This window comes from Streptomyces sp. TRD_SC_5, assembly GCF_056836825.1.
Genome location: NZ_JBWZZS010000001.1, coordinates 1,085,473 through 1,099,802 on the forward strand (window position 1 = coordinate 1,085,473; position 14,330 = coordinate 1,099,802).

The 14,330-nt window shown below is 70.5% G+C and carries 12 protein-coding genes; 3 read left to right on the forward strand and 9 right to left on the reverse strand.

Features of this window, described 5'->3' with window-relative positions; translation table 11 throughout:
* Positions 1 to 45: 45 nt before the first annotated feature.
* Positions 46 to 1,197 carry a glycerophosphodiester phosphodiesterase gene (locus AC1P0E_RS05100; RefSeq protein ID WP_482740944.1) on the reverse strand — a complete coding sequence of 384 codons (1,152 nt, stop codon included), beginning with the start codon at positions 1,195 to 1,197 and terminating at the stop codon, positions 46 to 48.
* A 262-nt stretch (positions 1,198 to 1,459) separates the two neighbouring features.
* On the opposite strand from AC1P0E_RS05100, the gene AC1P0E_RS05105 reads away from it, so the two are divergent.
* The gene (locus AC1P0E_RS05105) at positions 1,460 to 2,131 is read left to right on the forward strand and encodes a lysophospholipid acyltransferase family protein (protein WP_069929641.1); all 672 of its coding nucleotides are present in this window, start codon (positions 1,460 to 1,462) and stop codon (positions 2,129 to 2,131) included.
* A gap of 205 nt (positions 2,132 to 2,336) precedes the next feature.
* On the opposite strand, the gene AC1P0E_RS05110 is transcribed toward AC1P0E_RS05105, so the two are convergent.
* From AC1P0E_RS05110 to phsA, 6 genes are all read right to left on the reverse strand, one after another.
* On the reverse strand, positions 2,337 to 3,887 hold the full coding sequence (locus AC1P0E_RS05110; protein WP_482740945.1) for an MFS transporter: 1,551 nt from the start codon (positions 3,885 to 3,887) through the stop codon (positions 2,337 to 2,339).
* The gene (locus AC1P0E_RS05115; protein ID WP_482740946.1) at positions 3,884 to 4,435 is read right to left on the reverse strand and encodes a TetR/AcrR family transcriptional regulator; all 552 of its coding nucleotides are present in this window, start codon (positions 4,433 to 4,435) and stop codon (positions 3,884 to 3,886) included. The genes AC1P0E_RS05110 and AC1P0E_RS05115 overlap by 4 nt, the downstream gene beginning before the upstream one ends.
* Positions 4,436 to 4,538: 103 nt before the next feature.
* Positions 4,539 to 5,510: an aldo/keto reductase gene (locus tag AC1P0E_RS05120; protein WP_482740947.1), complete on the reverse strand. Its 972-nt coding sequence runs from the start codon at positions 5,508 to 5,510 to the stop codon at positions 4,539 to 4,541.
* 66 nt (positions 5,511 to 5,576) lie between these two features.
* A complete protein-coding gene (argH, locus tag AC1P0E_RS05125) occupies positions 5,577 to 7,004 on the reverse strand; it encodes an argininosuccinate lyase (protein WP_482740948.1) in 1,428 nt (475 codons plus the stop codon).
* Between the two features lie 100 nt (positions 7,005 to 7,104).
* Entirely contained in the window at positions 7,105 to 8,301 is a 1,197-nt protein-coding gene (locus AC1P0E_RS05130) for an argininosuccinate synthase (RefSeq protein WP_482740949.1), read from the reverse strand.
* A 132-nt stretch (positions 8,302 to 8,433) separates the two neighbouring features.
* A complete protein-coding gene (phsA, locus tag AC1P0E_RS05135) occupies positions 8,434 to 10,293 on the reverse strand; it encodes an O-aminophenol oxidase PhsA (protein ID WP_482745654.1) in 1,860 nt (619 codons plus the stop codon).
* Positions 10,294 to 10,566: 273 nt separating this feature from the next.
* Between phsA and AC1P0E_RS05140 the strand changes: the two genes are divergently transcribed.
* Together AC1P0E_RS05140 and AC1P0E_RS05145 are read left to right on the forward strand one after the other, a co-directional pair.
* Complete coding sequence (locus tag AC1P0E_RS05140) at positions 10,567 to 11,928, forward strand: NAD(P)/FAD-dependent oxidoreductase (protein ID WP_482740950.1); 1,362 nt, start codon at positions 10,567 to 10,569, stop codon at positions 11,926 to 11,928.
* A gap of 42 nt (positions 11,929 to 11,970) precedes the next feature.
* Positions 11,971 to 12,552, forward strand: a complete 582-nt coding sequence (locus AC1P0E_RS05145; RefSeq protein ID WP_482740951.1) for a pyridoxamine 5'-phosphate oxidase family protein — start codon at positions 11,971 to 11,973, stop codon at positions 12,550 to 12,552.
* Positions 12,553 to 12,620: 68 nt separating this feature from the next.
* Here AC1P0E_RS05145 and AC1P0E_RS05150 read toward each other — a convergent pair whose 3' ends face one another.
* Both AC1P0E_RS05150 and AC1P0E_RS05155 read right to left on the reverse strand, forming a co-directional pair.
* Positions 12,621 to 13,163, reverse strand: coding sequence for an arginine repressor (locus AC1P0E_RS05150; protein ID WP_069929634.1), 543 nt, complete (start codon positions 13,161 to 13,163; stop codon positions 12,621 to 12,623).
* 5 nt (positions 13,164 to 13,168) lie between these two features.
* Entirely contained in the window at positions 13,169 to 14,326 is a 1,158-nt protein-coding gene (locus AC1P0E_RS05155; protein ID WP_482745655.1) for an acetylornithine transaminase, read from the reverse strand.
* Positions 14,327 to 14,330: the final 4 nt, after the last annotated feature.

Sequence of the window (14,330 nt, forward strand, 5' to 3'; positions counted from 1 at the left end):
ACCCGTCCGTGGACAAAAGGGCCTCCCCGTACACCCCGCGCACCGTCAGCGGTCGCGCGCGAAGTCCGCCGCCGCCAGCAGGGCCGTGTCCGGGTTGTCGGAGAAGATGCCGTCGATCCCCTGCTCGAAGTACACCTTGAAGGCCCCGAAGGCGTCCCCGTACGCCGCCGGGTCGGTGCCGCGCCTGAAGTCCGCGGGCAGGAAGCTGTTCTCGTTGCGCATCGTGTACGGGTGGAGGATCAGGCCCTGCGCGTGCGCGTCCCGTACCAGCGTCGTCGGCTTGCCCAGCTTGCCCGCCGCGTCCTTGGGGATGATCAGGTCGACCCAGGGGCCGAGCCCCTGGGCGAAGCCCGCGATCCACTTCAGGCCCTCGGGCTTGACCAGGTCGGCGACGGTCCGCCGGTCACCCGCCTGGATGAAGTCCCAGGGCCGCGTGTCGGCGGCGTCCAGCAGAACGACGCGCGGCGCCGCGACGAGCTTGGCCATGCGCTGCATGCTGCTGGGCTCGAAGGACTGGAGGAAGTTCGGCGAGTTCTTCTTGTGACGGCCGTACTTGCGCAGCAGCTTGGCGAGGGGCTCTTCGAGGCCGAGGCCGAGGCCGCGGAAGTACGTGGGGTGCTTCGTCTCGATGTGGAGCCAGACGCGCCGGCCTCGGGCGCGGCCCTCCTGCTCGGCCCAGCGCAGTACCTCTTCGAAGGTGGGGATCGTCCAGCGGCCGTCGTACAGCGTGTTCTCCTGCCGCGTGCCCGGTATCCGCTCCTTGGCGCGCAGCGTCTTGAGCTCGGCGAGTGTGAAGTCCTCCGTGAACCAGCCGGTCAGCGACACTCCGTCGACGGACTTGGTCGTCTTGCGGGACGCGAACTCGGGGTGCGCCGCGACGTCCGTGGTCCCGGTGATGTCGTTCTCGTGGCGGCAGACGAGGTGCCCGTCCTTGGTGGGGACGAGGTCCTGCTCGATGACGTGTGCGCCCATGTCCAGGGCGAGTTGGTACGAGCCGATGGTGTGCTCGGGGCGGTAGCCGCTGGCCCCGCGGTGCGCCACGACGGTCGGTACGGGAAGGTCGCGGTACGAGCCGTGGCCCTTGCCGGCGGCCGCACTCGCCGTACCAGGCAGCCCGAGCGTAACGCCGCCCGCGCCGAGCACGGCCGCGCCGATAACGGTGCGCCGCCCCGGGTTTCTCTGTCCGCCCTGTGTCATGAACGCTCCTCTGTATGTCCCGCGTCTGTCCTGCTTCTGCCCCGCACCTGCCAAGAGGAGAGGGGCCCCGATCGTAGGCGTCTACGTCTTACGTGGACGAGGCCCTGGACGGAACGCAGTGGAAACACACGTCAACACTGCGTATCGAAGTGATGAACCCGATGTGCGATCAGGCGGACGCCGCGAGTATCGTCCTCACCTGCACAGACTTCATCCAGAACAGGCCGCCCAGCCCCACCCGGCCATGACACCGGAGGAACCGTTGTCCCGTCTCGCGCTCATCAAGGCAGTGCTCGGACCGATCCTGCGCCTGATGTTCCGCCCACAGGTGGAGGGCGCCCAGAACATTCCCGGGACCGGTCCGGTCATCCTGGCGGGCAACCATCTGACGTTCATCGACTCGATGATCATGCCGATCTGCTGTGACCGGCAGGTCTACTACATCGGCAAGGACGAGTACGTCACCGGCAAGGGGCTCAAGGGCCGGCTGATGGCCTGGTTCTTCACCAGCTGCGGCATGATCCCGGTGGACCGGGACGGCGGCCGCGGCGGTGTCGCGGCGCTGATGACGGGCCGCCGGGTGCTTGAGGAGGGCAAGATCTTCTCGATCTACCCGGAGGGCACCCGCTCCCCCGACGGCCGCCTGTACCGCGGCCGTACGGGCATCGCCCGCCTCACGCTGATGACGGGCGCGCCGGTGGTGCCGTTCGCGATGATCGGTACGGACAAGCTCCAGCCGGGCGGCGCGGGCCTGCCGCGCCCCGGCAAGGTGACGGTGCGCTTCGGTGAGCCGATGGAGTTCTCGCGCTACGAGGGCATGGACCGCGACCGCTACGTGCTGCGCGCGGTGACGGACTCGGTGATGGCCGAGGTCATGCGGCTGTCCGGCCAGGAGTACGTCGACATGTATGCGACCAAGGCGAAGGCTGCCTGAGGCGCCGCGGGCGGCCGGAGGCCGACACAGCCGTCCGAAGCTTGCGAGGCGCCCCCGGCGCCGAGCCCGCGAGAACGGCAGACAACACGCCGCGACCAAGGCGAAGGCTGCCTGAGGCGCCGAGCCCGCGTCCGACGCTTGCTCAGCACGACGAAGGGGCCGTGCCACCGATGGGTGGCGCGGCCCCTTTGTCGTACGTCGTCGCTCAGTCCACGTCCTCGACGATGCCCACCGCCAGCTTCTGGCCCTTCAGCATGAACCACGCCGCGACCGCCGTCGCGAACAGCACCACCGAGCCCACCCACGCCGCCGCCTGGAAGCCGTCGGTGAAAGCTTCCTGCGCCGCCAAGATCAGCGCGGCGGCCGGTTCGGGCGGGAGCGCCGCCGCCGACTCCACGGCTCCGCCGAGCGAGTCGTGCGCCGCGTCCGCCACATCGGCGGGGATGCCGGGCGGCACCGCGAAGCCGCGGTAGATGCCGGTCACGATCGAGCCGAGCAGTGCGATGCCGAGCGCCGCGCCCAGTTCGTACGCCGTCTCGGAGACGGCGGAAGCGGCTCCCGCCTGCTGCTTGGGGACGCTGGACAGGATGACGTCCGCCGTCACGGTGAAGGCCAGGCCCGCCCCGATGCCGCCGACGATCATGGCCGCGATCAGCAGGGGTACGCCGGTGTCCGCCGTGACGATGGTGCAGGTCAGGAGACCGAGCCCCAGCGCCACCAGGCCGCCGGTCACCGCGCTGCGGACCGAGACCCGGCGCGCCACGTAGCCGGCCGACAGACCGGCCGCCACCGCGCCGGCCGCCGCTGGCAGCTCGATGAGCCCCGATTCCAGGGGCGAACGTTCCTGGACGAGCTGGAGGAACTGCGAGAGGAAGAAGACCAGACCGGACAGGCCCAGGATGGTCAGCAGGTCGGCGAGGACCGCGCCGGAAAACCCTCGGTGGTGGAACAGCCGCATGTCCAGCAGCGGCGCGGGAAGCGTGAGCTGGCGCCGTACGAACCAGACGAGCGCGGCCACACCGGCCACCGCCGTGAGTCCGATGTCCCAGCGGAAGCCGTGCGCCGCCGCCTCCTTGACGGCGTACACGACACTCACGATGCCGACGAGCGAGAGCGCGACGCTGAGCAGGTCCCACGGGCCGGGCGCGGGGTCCTTCGACTCGGGCAGCAGCTTGATGCCGACGAGGACCAGGATCAGCATCACGGGCACGTTGATGAGGAAGACCGAGCCCCACCAGAAGTTCTCGAGGAGGAACCCGCCGACGACCGGGCCGACGGCCGCGCCGGCCGAGGCGGCGGCGCCCCAGACGCCGATGGCGAAGCTGCGTTCCTCGGCGTCGTGGAAGATGTTGCGGATCAGCGCGAGCGTGGACGGCATGAGCGTCGCGCCGGCGACGCCGAGCAGTGCGCGGGCGAGGATCATCATCTCGGGACTCGTGGCGTACGCGTTGAGTACGGATACCGCGCCGAACGCGACCGCGCCGGTCAACAACAGCTTTTTCCGGCCGATCCGGTCGCCGAGGCTGCCCATCGAGACGAGCAGACCGGCGATGACGAACGAGTAGACGTCGCCGATCCACAGCAGCTGGGTGCCGGAGGGCTGGAGGTCCTCGCTCAGGAAGGGTGTCGCCAGGCCGAGTACGGTCGCGTCGACGGCGACCAGCAGCACGGCGAGGACGAGGACGCCGAGAGCCAGCCAGCGGCCGGGATGGTGGACGGCGTTCCGCGCCATCTGGTGCCGGCCGCTGCTCGTCATTGCTCCACGTTCCGACGTGCTCCGCCGAGCAGCAACTCGACGATCATGTACTGGAAGTCCTTGGCCGCGACCCGGCCGTCCTGGACGGCCCACGCCCCGGTGCCGATGAGCCCGTACAGGGCCTCGGTCAGCCAGGCCGGGGTGAGGTCGATCCGGAATTCGCCCTGCTGCTGTCCGCGCCGGAAGTGCGCGGAGACGCGCGCGTCCAGACGGCCCCATCCCTCGTTGACGTGGGCGCCCTCGAACAGCTGGTTCTCGGTGACGAGGAAGGCGAGCAGACCGGCGGCGGGCTCGATCTCCGCGATCAGGCGCCGCAGCCCTTCCTCGGCAGGTCCTTCGTCGAGCCGGGCGGCGTCGAGCGCCGCCTCGAACTCGCGGATTCCGAGTACTTCGAGCGCCTTCACGAGGGCTTCCCGCCCGGCGAAGTGGCGGTGCAGAGTGGCCCGGCCGATGCCGGCCGACTTGGCGACCTCGTCCATGGTCGCGGTCGCCTTGCGGGAGAGGAGGGCGGCCGCGGTGCGGAGCACCTGCTCGCGATCGACAGTCATGAGACAACACTAACCCGAATGAGACATTCACGTCTCGAAAACGAGGACGGGCTCGGCTTGCACCCCTGTCGGAGTCCGTGAGCGTCGCAAGGCTCTCACGCGGTCAGCTCCAGGGCAGCTCCGAGCGGTGCTTCCAGTACGTCGCGGGCTCCTCCGGCAGCTCCGCGAGGCGGGCCAGCTGCCCGTCGTCGAGGTCCACCACCGCGGCGTGCAGGTTCGACGCCAGCTGAACCGCGGTGGCGGCGCCCGACAGGGCGACGCCCGCCCACGGCAGCCGCAGGATCACCGCCAGTGCGACGGCGTCGCAGGCGAAGCCGGTCTCCTCGGCCACGGCTCGCAGCGCGGGCGGGGCGGCCCGACCGGCCAGCCTGCCGTTGGCCAGCGCCTCCTTCACGATCACGGTGAGGCCCGCGTCGTGGGCCTCGGCCAGCGCCGGCGCCGCCGAGGTCTCCAGCAGGTTGTACGTGGCCTGCACCGTACGGAACAGCGGCTCACCGTCCACAGTGACGGCGAGCGCCGCCCGGACGGCCTCGGCCTGCGCGGGGCCGCTCGTGGAGATGCCGACGGTGACGCCTTCGGCGGCCAGTTCCGCCAGGCGGGCGTGGAGCGCCGGGTCGGTGAGCGCCGGGCTGTCCGGCGTGACGGAGTGGATCTGGTAGAGGTCGAGGCGCTCGCCCAGCAGGGTGGCCGTCTCCGCGCGCTGCCGCTCGAAGACCTCCACGCCGTGGTCCTTGACCTCGTGGACCTCGGCGTCGGTGCGCCAGTCGGCGGTGTACGTGTAGCCCCACTTGCTGCCGATCACCACGTCCTGGACGTCGGGCCTGGCGCGCAGCCACTGGGCGAGGAACTCCTCGGCGCGGCCGTAGGACCGCGCGACGTCGAAATACCGGACGCCCTGCGCGTAGGCGGCGTCCAGCAGTTCGTGGGCGCGCTCGCGCAGGGCGTCGGGGGTGCGGCCGCCGGGCAGATCACGGTCCCGGCCGGGCGTGATGTACCCCGGACGGCCGACGGCCGCGAGGCCGAGTCCGAAGTGGGCGGTGGCAGTGGTCGCCGTCGCCAGACGGGCAAAGGGCATCGTGGCCTCCCCGCGAGTTCGGTCGAGTACGGTCCCTCACTACCGTACTCAGCCGGACCGCGCGGTTCAGTGCTTGGCGGTGGCCCAGGCGTGCTGGGTCGCCAGGTCGGCCTTCACCTCGGCGAGCTGGACCGCGACCGCGGAGGGCGCGGTTCCGCCGCGCCCGTCGCGGGAGGCGAGGGCGCCGGCGACGTTCAGCACCGTACGCACCTCGGGGGTGAGGTGCGGGGAGATCTTGGCGAACTGCTCGTCGGTGAGCTGGTCGAGCTCGATGCCCTGCTGCTCGCACTCCTTGACGCACTCACCGGCGACCTCGTGCGCGACCCGGAACGGCACACCCTGCCGTACCAGCCACTCCGCGATGTCGGTGGCGAGCGAGAACCCGGCCGGGGCCAGCTCCTCCATGCGCTCGCGGTTGACGGTGAGCGTGGCCATCATGCCGGTGAAGGCGGGCAGCAGGACTTCGAGCGTGTCGCAGGAGTCGAAGACCGGCTCCTTGTCCTCCTGGAGGTCGCGGTTGTACGCGAGCGGGAGCGCCTTCAGGGTCGCCATCAGGCCGGTGAGGTTGCCGATGAGGCGGCCGGACTTGCCGCGCGCGAGCTCCGCGATGTCCGGGTTCTTCTTCTGCGGCATGATCGAGGAGCCGGTGGAGAAGGCGTCGTGGAGGGTGACGAAGGAGAACTCCTTCGTGTTCCAGATGATGATCTCTTCCGCGATCCGGGACAGGTTGACGCCGATCATCGCGGTGATGAAGGCGAACTCCGCGACGAAGTCGCGCGACGCCGTGCCGTCGATGGAGTTGCCCGAGGAGCCTCGCTCGAAGCCGAGGTCGGCTGCGACCGCCTCCGGGTCGAGGCCGAGGGACGACCCCGCCAGGGCTCCCGATCCGTACGGCGACACGGCCGTACGCTCGTCCCACTGGCGCAGCCGCTCCGCGTCCCGGGACAGGGACTGGACGTGGGCCAGGACGTGGTGGGCGAAGAGGACCGGCTGGGCGTGCTGGAGGTGTGTACGGCCCGGCATGGCGACGTCCGGGTGCGCCTCGGCGAGGCCGACGAGCGCGTCCTGGAGCTCGGCGACGAGGCCGCCGATGACGCGGGCGTGGTCGCGCAGATACATCCGGAAGAGCGTGGCGACCTGGTCGTTGCGGGACCGGCCGGCGCGCAGCTTGCCGCCGAGGTCGGCGCCGAGGCGCTCCAGGAGACCGCGCTCCAGGGCGGTGTGGACGTCCTCGTCGGCGATGGTGCCGACGAACGAGCCGTCCGCGACATCGGCCTCCAGCTGGTCGAGACCGGCCTGCATGCGCCGCAGCTCGTCCTCGGTGAGCAGCCCCGCCTTGTGCAGCACGCGCGCGTGGGCGCGCGATCCGGCGATGTCGTACGGCGCCAGCCGCCAGTCGAAGTGGACGGACGCGGACAGCTTGGCCAGGGCCTCGGCCGGCCCGTCGGCGAAACGGCCGCCCCAGAGCCGGACGTCACCGTTGTTGCTGCTCACAGCTACTGCTCCTCAGAGGGTGGGGATGTGCGACCGCCTCCCCGCCACGGAGGACGGGAAGGCGGTGTCAAGGCTACTGACTAGGCAAGGTCACGTCGGGCTACGCCCGCAGATCACGCCGTGCTGCGATCTTCGACGACAGGCCGAAGATCTCGATGAAGCCCTGCGCCTTGGACTGGTCGAACGTGTCGCCCGAGTCGTACGTCGCCAGGTTGAAGTCGTACAGCGACTCGTCGGACTTCCGGCCCGTGACGACGGCGCGGCCGCCGTGCAGGGTCATCCGGATGTCGCCGGTGACGTGCTGGTTGGCCTCGTTGATGAAACCGTCCAGGGCGCGCTTGAGCGGGGAGAACCACAGGCCGTCGTAGACCATCTCGCCCCAGCGCTGCTCGACCTGCCGCTTGTAGCGGGCCAGCTCGCGCTCGACGGTGACGTTCTCCAGCTCCTGGTGGGCGGTGATCAGCGCGATCGCGCCCGGGGCCTCGTACACCTCACGGGACTTGATGCCCACGAGCCGGTCCTCGACCATGTCGATCCGGCCGATGCCCTGGGCTCCGGCGCGCTCGTTGAGCTGCTGGATGGCCTGCAGGACGGTGACGGGCTTGCCGTCGACGGCGACCGGGACGCCCTCCTTGAAGGAGATGACGACCTCGTCGGCCTCGCGCGGGAGCGCCGGGTTCGCGGTGTACTCGTAGATGTCCTCGATCGGGGCGTTCCAGATGTCCTCCAGGAAGCCCGTCTCGACGGCGCGCCCGAAGACGTTCTGGTCGATGGAGTACGGGGACTTCTTGGTGGTCGCGATCGGGAGGTTCTTCTCCTCGCAGAAGGCGATCGCCTTGTCCCGGGTCATCGCGTAGTCGCGGACCGGTGCGATGCACTTCAGGTGGGGGCCGAGCGCGGAGATGCCGGCCTCGAAGCGGACCTGGTCGTTGCCCTTGCCGGTGCAGCCGTGGGCGACGATCGAGGCGCCGTGCTTGTTGGCGGCGGCGACGAGGTGCTTGACGATGGTCGGCCGCGAGAGGGCGGAGACCAGCGGGTAGCGGTCCATGTAGAGCGCGTTGGCCTTGATCGCCGGGAGGCAGTACTCCTCGGCGAACTCGTCCTTGGCGTCCGCGACCTCGGCTTCGACCGCACCGCAGGCGAGCGCGCGCTTGCGGATGACGTCCAGGTCCTCGCCGCCCTGGCCGACGTCCACGGCAACGGCGATGACCTCGGCGCCCGTCTCCTCGGCGATCCAGCCGATGGCGACGGAGGTGTCCAAGCCGCCCGAGTAGGCGAGTACGACGCGCTCGGTCACGGGTTTCTCCTTACGATGCATGCGGTGATGGGTATAAGTATGCACTCCACCGTATGTTTCGTCAATGCGCCTCCCCCGCATGCGGAAGCCGCCGGTCACAGGGACCGGCGGCTCCGTCACGAGGGTCGCGGATCAGCCGTGGTGGCCGCCCCCGTGGCCCGCTCCGTGGTCGAACTTCAGCGCCTCGGGCGGCATCACGACGAACGGCCGCATCATGCCCATGTCCTCGTGTTCCAGCAGGTGGCAGTGGTACATGAAGCGCCCGTAGCTGCCGTCGAAACGGCCGATCACGCGCAGCATCTCCCCCGGCGGCACCCGGAAGACGTCCTTCCAGCCGCGCTCGTTCGGGGCGAGCGGCACCGGCCGCTCAGGGTCGTACTCCACTGGGCTCCGCGTCCCGCCGAGCAGCAGGTCGAAGCCGTCGACCCGGTACGCGTCGCGCCCCGCCAGCTGGAAATCGGCGAGGTGGATGTGCATCGGATGCACCGGTCCGCCCAGGTTGAGGAAGCTCCACTGCTCGTACGCGCCCTCGCCGATGGTGATGCCCAGACCGTCGTTGAAGGTGCGCGAGGTCCGCCGGTACGTGCGCAGTTTGCCGTCGGGGCCGCGCAGCTGGATCACACCGTCCGTCGGCACCTGTACGTCGACGTCCTTGACCTCCGCCATCTCCCAGATCTCCGGATGACCGCCGCCGCCGACGGTGGCCGGGTGCGTCAGGACGATGAGCCGGTGCCCGTGGTCGACCCGGTCGTGGGCGATCTGCCGGAACGATCCCGACAGCACCTCGGGGAGTACGAACCCGTCCGGCTCCGCCGTCTCCCGTACCCGGAACTCCATCACTTGCGGCCGGCGCACGTTGTTCAGCGGGTCCGGCACTCCGGGCGCCTGCCCGCGCCCCTTGTTGACCAGCCGGACCCGCCTGCCCGCCAGCGCCCGGAAGTCGACGAGCAGGTCCATCCGCTCGGCGGGCGCGATCGTCAGCTGCGGCAGCGCGGCGTCGAAGTCGACCGGCACCGGGCGGGGCAGCAGACCGCCGTCGCTGCCGATCTGCTGGATGGCGCCGGTCACCGGGTTGTTGTCCTCGTCGATCAGCATCAGGTCGTAGATGCGCGCGTTGGAGGCGTTGACCAGGCGGAAGCGGTACCAGGCGTCGTCGACGTCGAGGTGCGGCCAGATGGTGCCGTTGACCGTGGTGTACGGGCCCGTGAAGGGCAGTGTGACCGACTTGCCCGTCTCCGGGTGGCTGGGGTCGAGGACGACGGTCTTGTGCAGCAGCCGGCCGTTGAGCCGCCCGTCCTCGTCGGTGTCGATGTTGCGGTCGGCGACGATCAGCGGGATCTCCCGCGCGCCGCACGGCAGGTGCAGCGCGTCCTCCTCGTCGTCCCGGACCAGGTACGTGCCGACGAGCCCGGCGTAGACGTTCCACCGGGTGATGTTCATGGCGTGGTCGTGGTACCACCACTGGACGGCCGGGTGGTCGTTCGGATACTCCGACAGCTGTGCGTCGCCGTATCCGACGGCGTTGTCCGCCCAGCCGTCGTTGCCGCCGCCGGTCTGCGCGCCGTGCAGATGCGTGACCGACCAGGCGGGCAGCGCGGCCACGTCCTTGTTCGGCTCGACACCGCCGCGCCCCGGTTCGGTGGAGGCGGGCGGCTGGTCGGCGGGGCGGCGCGGCACCTCGACGACGGACACCGGGTACTCGCTGCCGCGCGGGATGCGGTTGGTCCAGGCGATACGGATGCGCTGCCCCCGGCGCACCTCGATGGTCGGCCCCGGCACCGTTCCGTCGTAGCCCCACATCAGGGTCGGCGGCAGCTGGCTGTGCATGCGGACCCAGGTGGGCTTCAGCGCGATCTCGATCTCCTGGCGGACGTCGGGCGCGTCCGGCCGCAGGACCGGCGGAACGGTCAGCGGGTCCACGTACGGTACGAGCTCGGTTTCACCGGTCGGACCGGTCGCGCCGGTCGCGCCCGTCCGTACCGCGTCGATGATCGCGTCGGTGATCCCCTCGATGATTTCGGTCAAGACGTCTACCCCCGTGATGTCCGGCCAAGGGGCCGGTGTGCGTGGTGTGTTGTGCCTTGCGCATACGAAGACACGGGAGCGGGCCGCGTGGTTCAGCGGTTCGCCCGGACTGTCCGGTTCCGGGTGGTGCGACGGTGAGCGGGCCCCCGAATGCCCCTCGCCGACGGGCGTCCGCTCGTTCGTACGCCGAAGGTGGAAGAGGAAGCAGCCGCCGGGAGCCGTAAGGAGCCGTGGACACCTATGACGCGACCGAAGATCCTCGTGGTCGGCGCGGGTTTCGCCGGGGTCGAATGCCTTCAGCGGCTGGAACGGAAGCTGACTCCCGGTGAAGCCGAGCTGGTGCTCGTGTCACCGTCCGACTACCAGCTCTACCTGCCGCTGCTGCCGCACGTGGCCGCCGGAGTCCTCACCCCGCAGTCCGTCGCGGTGTCACTGCGCCGCCGGCTGCGCCGCACCCGGATCTGCCCCGGCGGCGCGATCGGCATCGACGGCAAGGCCAAGGTGTGTGTCATCAGGAAGATCACGGGCGAGGTGATCGCCGAGCCGTACGACCAGCTCGTCCTGGCGGCCGGAAGTACCACCCGTACGTTCGACATCCCCGGCCTGCGGGAGCACGGACGCGGTATGAAGTCCCTCGCCGAGGCGGCCCGGCTGCGCGACCACGTCATCGCCCAGCTCGACATCGCCGCCGCCACGACGGACGACGCCGAGCGCGCGGCAAGGCTGCAGTTCGTGGTCGTCGGCGGAGGCTACGCCGGTACCGAGACCGCCGCCTGCCTCCAGCGCCTCACCTCCGCCGCGGTCGGGCGCTACCCGCATCTGGACCGCGCGCAGATCAAGTGGCATCTGCTGGACGTGGCCCCGCGGCTGCTGCCCGAACTCGGCGAGAAGCTGGGCGAGAAGGCCATGGCGACCCTGCGCTACCGGGGGATCGAGTTCTCCCTGGGCACCTCGGTCGCCTCGGCCGACGCGACCTCGGTCAAGCTCACCGACGGCCGTACGCTGCCGTCGCACACCCTGATCTGGACCGCCGGAGTCGCCGCGAGCCCCCTGGTCGCCACGCTGGGAGCGGAGACGGTACGCGGTCGTCTCGCGGCCACGCCGCAGCTGACGGTCCCCGGCTTCGACGGCCTGTTCGCGGCGGGCGACGCGGCGGCGGTCCCCGACCTCGCGAAGGGCGGTGGCGACACGCTGTGCCCGCCGACCGCGCAGCACGCCCAGCGCCAGGGCAAGGCGCTCGCCGACAACATCGTCGCCCGGCTGCGCGGCATGCCGCTGAAGCCGTACCTCCACAAGGACCTCGGTCTGGTCGTGGATCTCGGCGGCCGGGACGCGGTTTCCAAGCCCCTGGGCGTGGAGCTGCACGGCCTCAGCGCCCAGGCCGTGGCCCGCGGCTACCACCTGCTCGCCCTGCCCACCATGACCGCCAGGACCCGGGTCATGACCAACTGGGCGCTCAACGCGGTCGCGGGCGACGACTTCGTCCGTACGGACTTCCAGGCGCGGCGGCCGGGCACCCTCCAGGACTTCGAGAACACCTCCGTGTACCTGACCCCGGATCAAGTCCGTGAGCACAGCAGGCCGCTGGCGACCAAGCCGTAGGGCCCGGCCCCCGGTCTGGAGGCGCCGCGCATAATCGTCGGCATGGGAAAACTTTATGAACGAATAGACGGCAGGATCCGTACCTTCATCGAGGATCAGCCCGTCTTCTTCACCGCCACGGCGCCACTGGCCCCCGGCGGACACGTCAATGTGTCCCCCAAGGGCCGGGCCGGGACCCTCGTCGTCCTGGACGAGATGAGCCTGGCGTACCTGGACTTCGGCGGCAGCACCGCCGAGACCGTCGCGCACATCCGGGAGAACGGACGCGTCACCCTGATGTGGTGCGCCTTCACCGGGCCGCCCAAGGTGCTGCGGGTGCACGGGCAGGGCGAGGCAGTGTTCCGCGACGATCCGCGCTGGGCGGATCTCATCACGCGGTTCAAGGACGTCGACGGCCCGAGCGCCCGCGCCATCGTCCTGGTCCAGGCGCAGCGGATCAGCGACAGTTGCGGTTTCGCCGTCCCGTACATGGAGTACCAGGAGGAACGGACGCAGCACGCCGAGTACTTCGCCCGCAAGACGGACGAGGAGTTCGCGGCGTACTGCGAGAAGAAGGACTACATCGGCGTGAGCCTGGACGGCCTGCCCGCACTCCCACTGCCACTGCCGCTGCGCACCGATTGAGCCGGACGCGCGACTGATGGGCCGTCAGCGACGTTCGGCCCGCGCCTGACGCGCGACGCCGTGCGCGGCTAGCGGTCGTTCTGAGCCAGGCGCAGGAGGTGGTCGGCCAGCGCCTGGCCGCCCGCCGGGTCGCGGCTGATCAGGAGCAGCGTGTCGTCGCCCGCGATCGTGCCGAGGATGGCGTTCAGCTCGGCCTGGTCGATGGCCGAGGCCAGGAACTGGGCGGCCCCCGGCGGCGTACGCAGAACGACGAGGTTGGCCGAGGCCTCGGCGGAGATCAGCAGTTCGCCGGAGAGGCGCCGCATGCGCTCCTCCTTGGCGGACTCGCCGAGCGGCGCGTGCGGGGTGCGGAAGCCGCCCTCGCTCGGTACGGCGTAGATCAGCTCGCCACCCGTGTTGCGGATCTTCACCGCGCCCAGCTCGTCGAGGTCGCGGGAGAGCGTCGCCTGGGTGACGCTCAGCCCGTCGTCGGCGAGGAGCTTGGCGAGCTGGCTCTGCGAACGCACCGGCTGCCGGTTCAGGATGTCCACGATCCGGCGGTGCCTGGCAGTGCGGGTCTGCGGCACCGCCTGGCCGCCGTGCTCGTTGTCCTGCGCCTGCGCCTCGGTCATCGGTGTCATTCTCCGGATCGTCGGTCCCCGTGTGCGGTGTCGAGAACGCCGGGCAGGGCCCGGAGGAACGCTTCCACCTCTTCGTCTCCGACAACGAACGCCGGCATGAGCCGTACGACATCGGGAGCGGGCGCGTTCACCAGGAGACCGGCGTCCTGAGCCGCCTGCTGCACCTGGGGAGCAAGGGACTCGGTGAGCACGATACCCAGGAGCAGACCCGCACCACGGACGTGGGAGACCAGCGGGTGCCCGAGTGACTCGATTCCGTCGCGCAGCTTCTCCCCGATCCGCTTGACGTGGTCGAGCAGCCCGTCGGCCGCGATGGTGTCCAGTACGGCCAGTCCGGCGGCGCACGCGACGGGGTTCCCGCCGAACGTCGTGCCGTGCTGCCCGGGCTTGAGGAGGTCGGCGGCGTCGCCGAACACGACGGTCGCGCCCAGCGGCAGTCCGCCGCCGAGGCCCTTGGCCAGCGTGACGATGTCGGGCTCGACGGCGTCGTGTCCCTGGTACTCGAACCAGCGGCCGGTGCGCCCGATGCCGGTCTGGACCTCGTCGAGGACGAGCAGGGTGCCGGTGGCCCGGGTGATCTCGCGGGCCGCCCGCAGGTAGTCCTCGGGCGGGACGACGACGCCGAGTTCGCCCTGGATCGGCTCGATGATCAGCAGCGCGGTGTCGGTGGTCACGGCGGCGCGCAGCGCGTCGACGTCGCCGAACGGGACGTGCGTGACATCGCCCGGCAGCGGAAGGAAGGGGGTTCGCTTGCTCTCCTGGCCGGTGAGGGCCAGGGCACCCATGGTGCGGCCGTGGAAGCCGCCCTCGGTGGCGACCATGTGCGTACGGCCCGTCAGGCGCCCGATCTTGAAGGCGGCTTCGTTGGCCTCGGCGCCGGAGTTGGAGAAGAAGACGCGGCCGGGGCGGCCGGAGATCTGGATCAGCCGCTCGGCGAGTGCGACGGGCGGCTCGGCGATGAAGAGGTTCGAGACATGGCCGAGGGAGCCGATCTGGCGGGTCACGGCTTCGACGATCGCCGGGTGGGCGTGACCGAGGGCGTTCACGGCGATGCCTCCGACGAAATCGGCGTATTCCTTGCCGTCGGCGTCCCAGACCTTCGCGCCCCGGCCGCGTACGAGCGACAGCCCGGGCGTGCCGTAGTTGTCCGTCATGGCG

Excerpts from the sequence above, each read along its gene's own strand:
- AC1P0E_RS05100 (WP_482740944.1), bottom strand. The coding sequence starts at position 1,197 with ATGACACAGGGCGGACAGAGAAACCCGGGGCGGCGCACCGTTATCGGC.
- AC1P0E_RS05110 (WP_482740945.1), bottom strand. The coding sequence starts at position 3,887 with ATGACGAGCAGCGGCCGGCACCAGATGGCGCGGAACGCCGTCCACCAT.
- AC1P0E_RS05115 (WP_482740946.1), bottom strand. The coding sequence starts at position 4,435 with ATGACTGTCGATCGCGAGCAGGTGCTCCGCACCGCGGCCGCCCTCCTC.
- AC1P0E_RS05120 (WP_482740947.1), bottom strand. The coding sequence starts at position 5,510 with ATGCCCTTTGCCCGTCTGGCGACGGCGACCACTGCCACCGCCCACTTC.
- AC1P0E_RS05140 (WP_482740950.1), top strand. The coding sequence starts at position 10,567 with ATGACGCGACCGAAGATCCTCGTGGTCGGCGCGGGTTTCGCCGGGGTC.
- AC1P0E_RS05145 (WP_482740951.1), top strand. The coding sequence starts at position 11,971 with ATGGGAAAACTTTATGAACGAATAGACGGCAGGATCCGTACCTTCATC.
- AC1P0E_RS05150 (WP_069929634.1), bottom strand. The coding sequence starts at position 13,163 with ATGACCGAGGCGCAGGCGCAGGACAACGAGCACGGCGGCCAGGCGGTG.
- AC1P0E_RS05155 (WP_482745655.1), bottom strand. The coding sequence starts at position 14,326 with ATGACGGACAACTACGGCACGCCCGGGCTGTCGCTCGTACGCGGCCGG.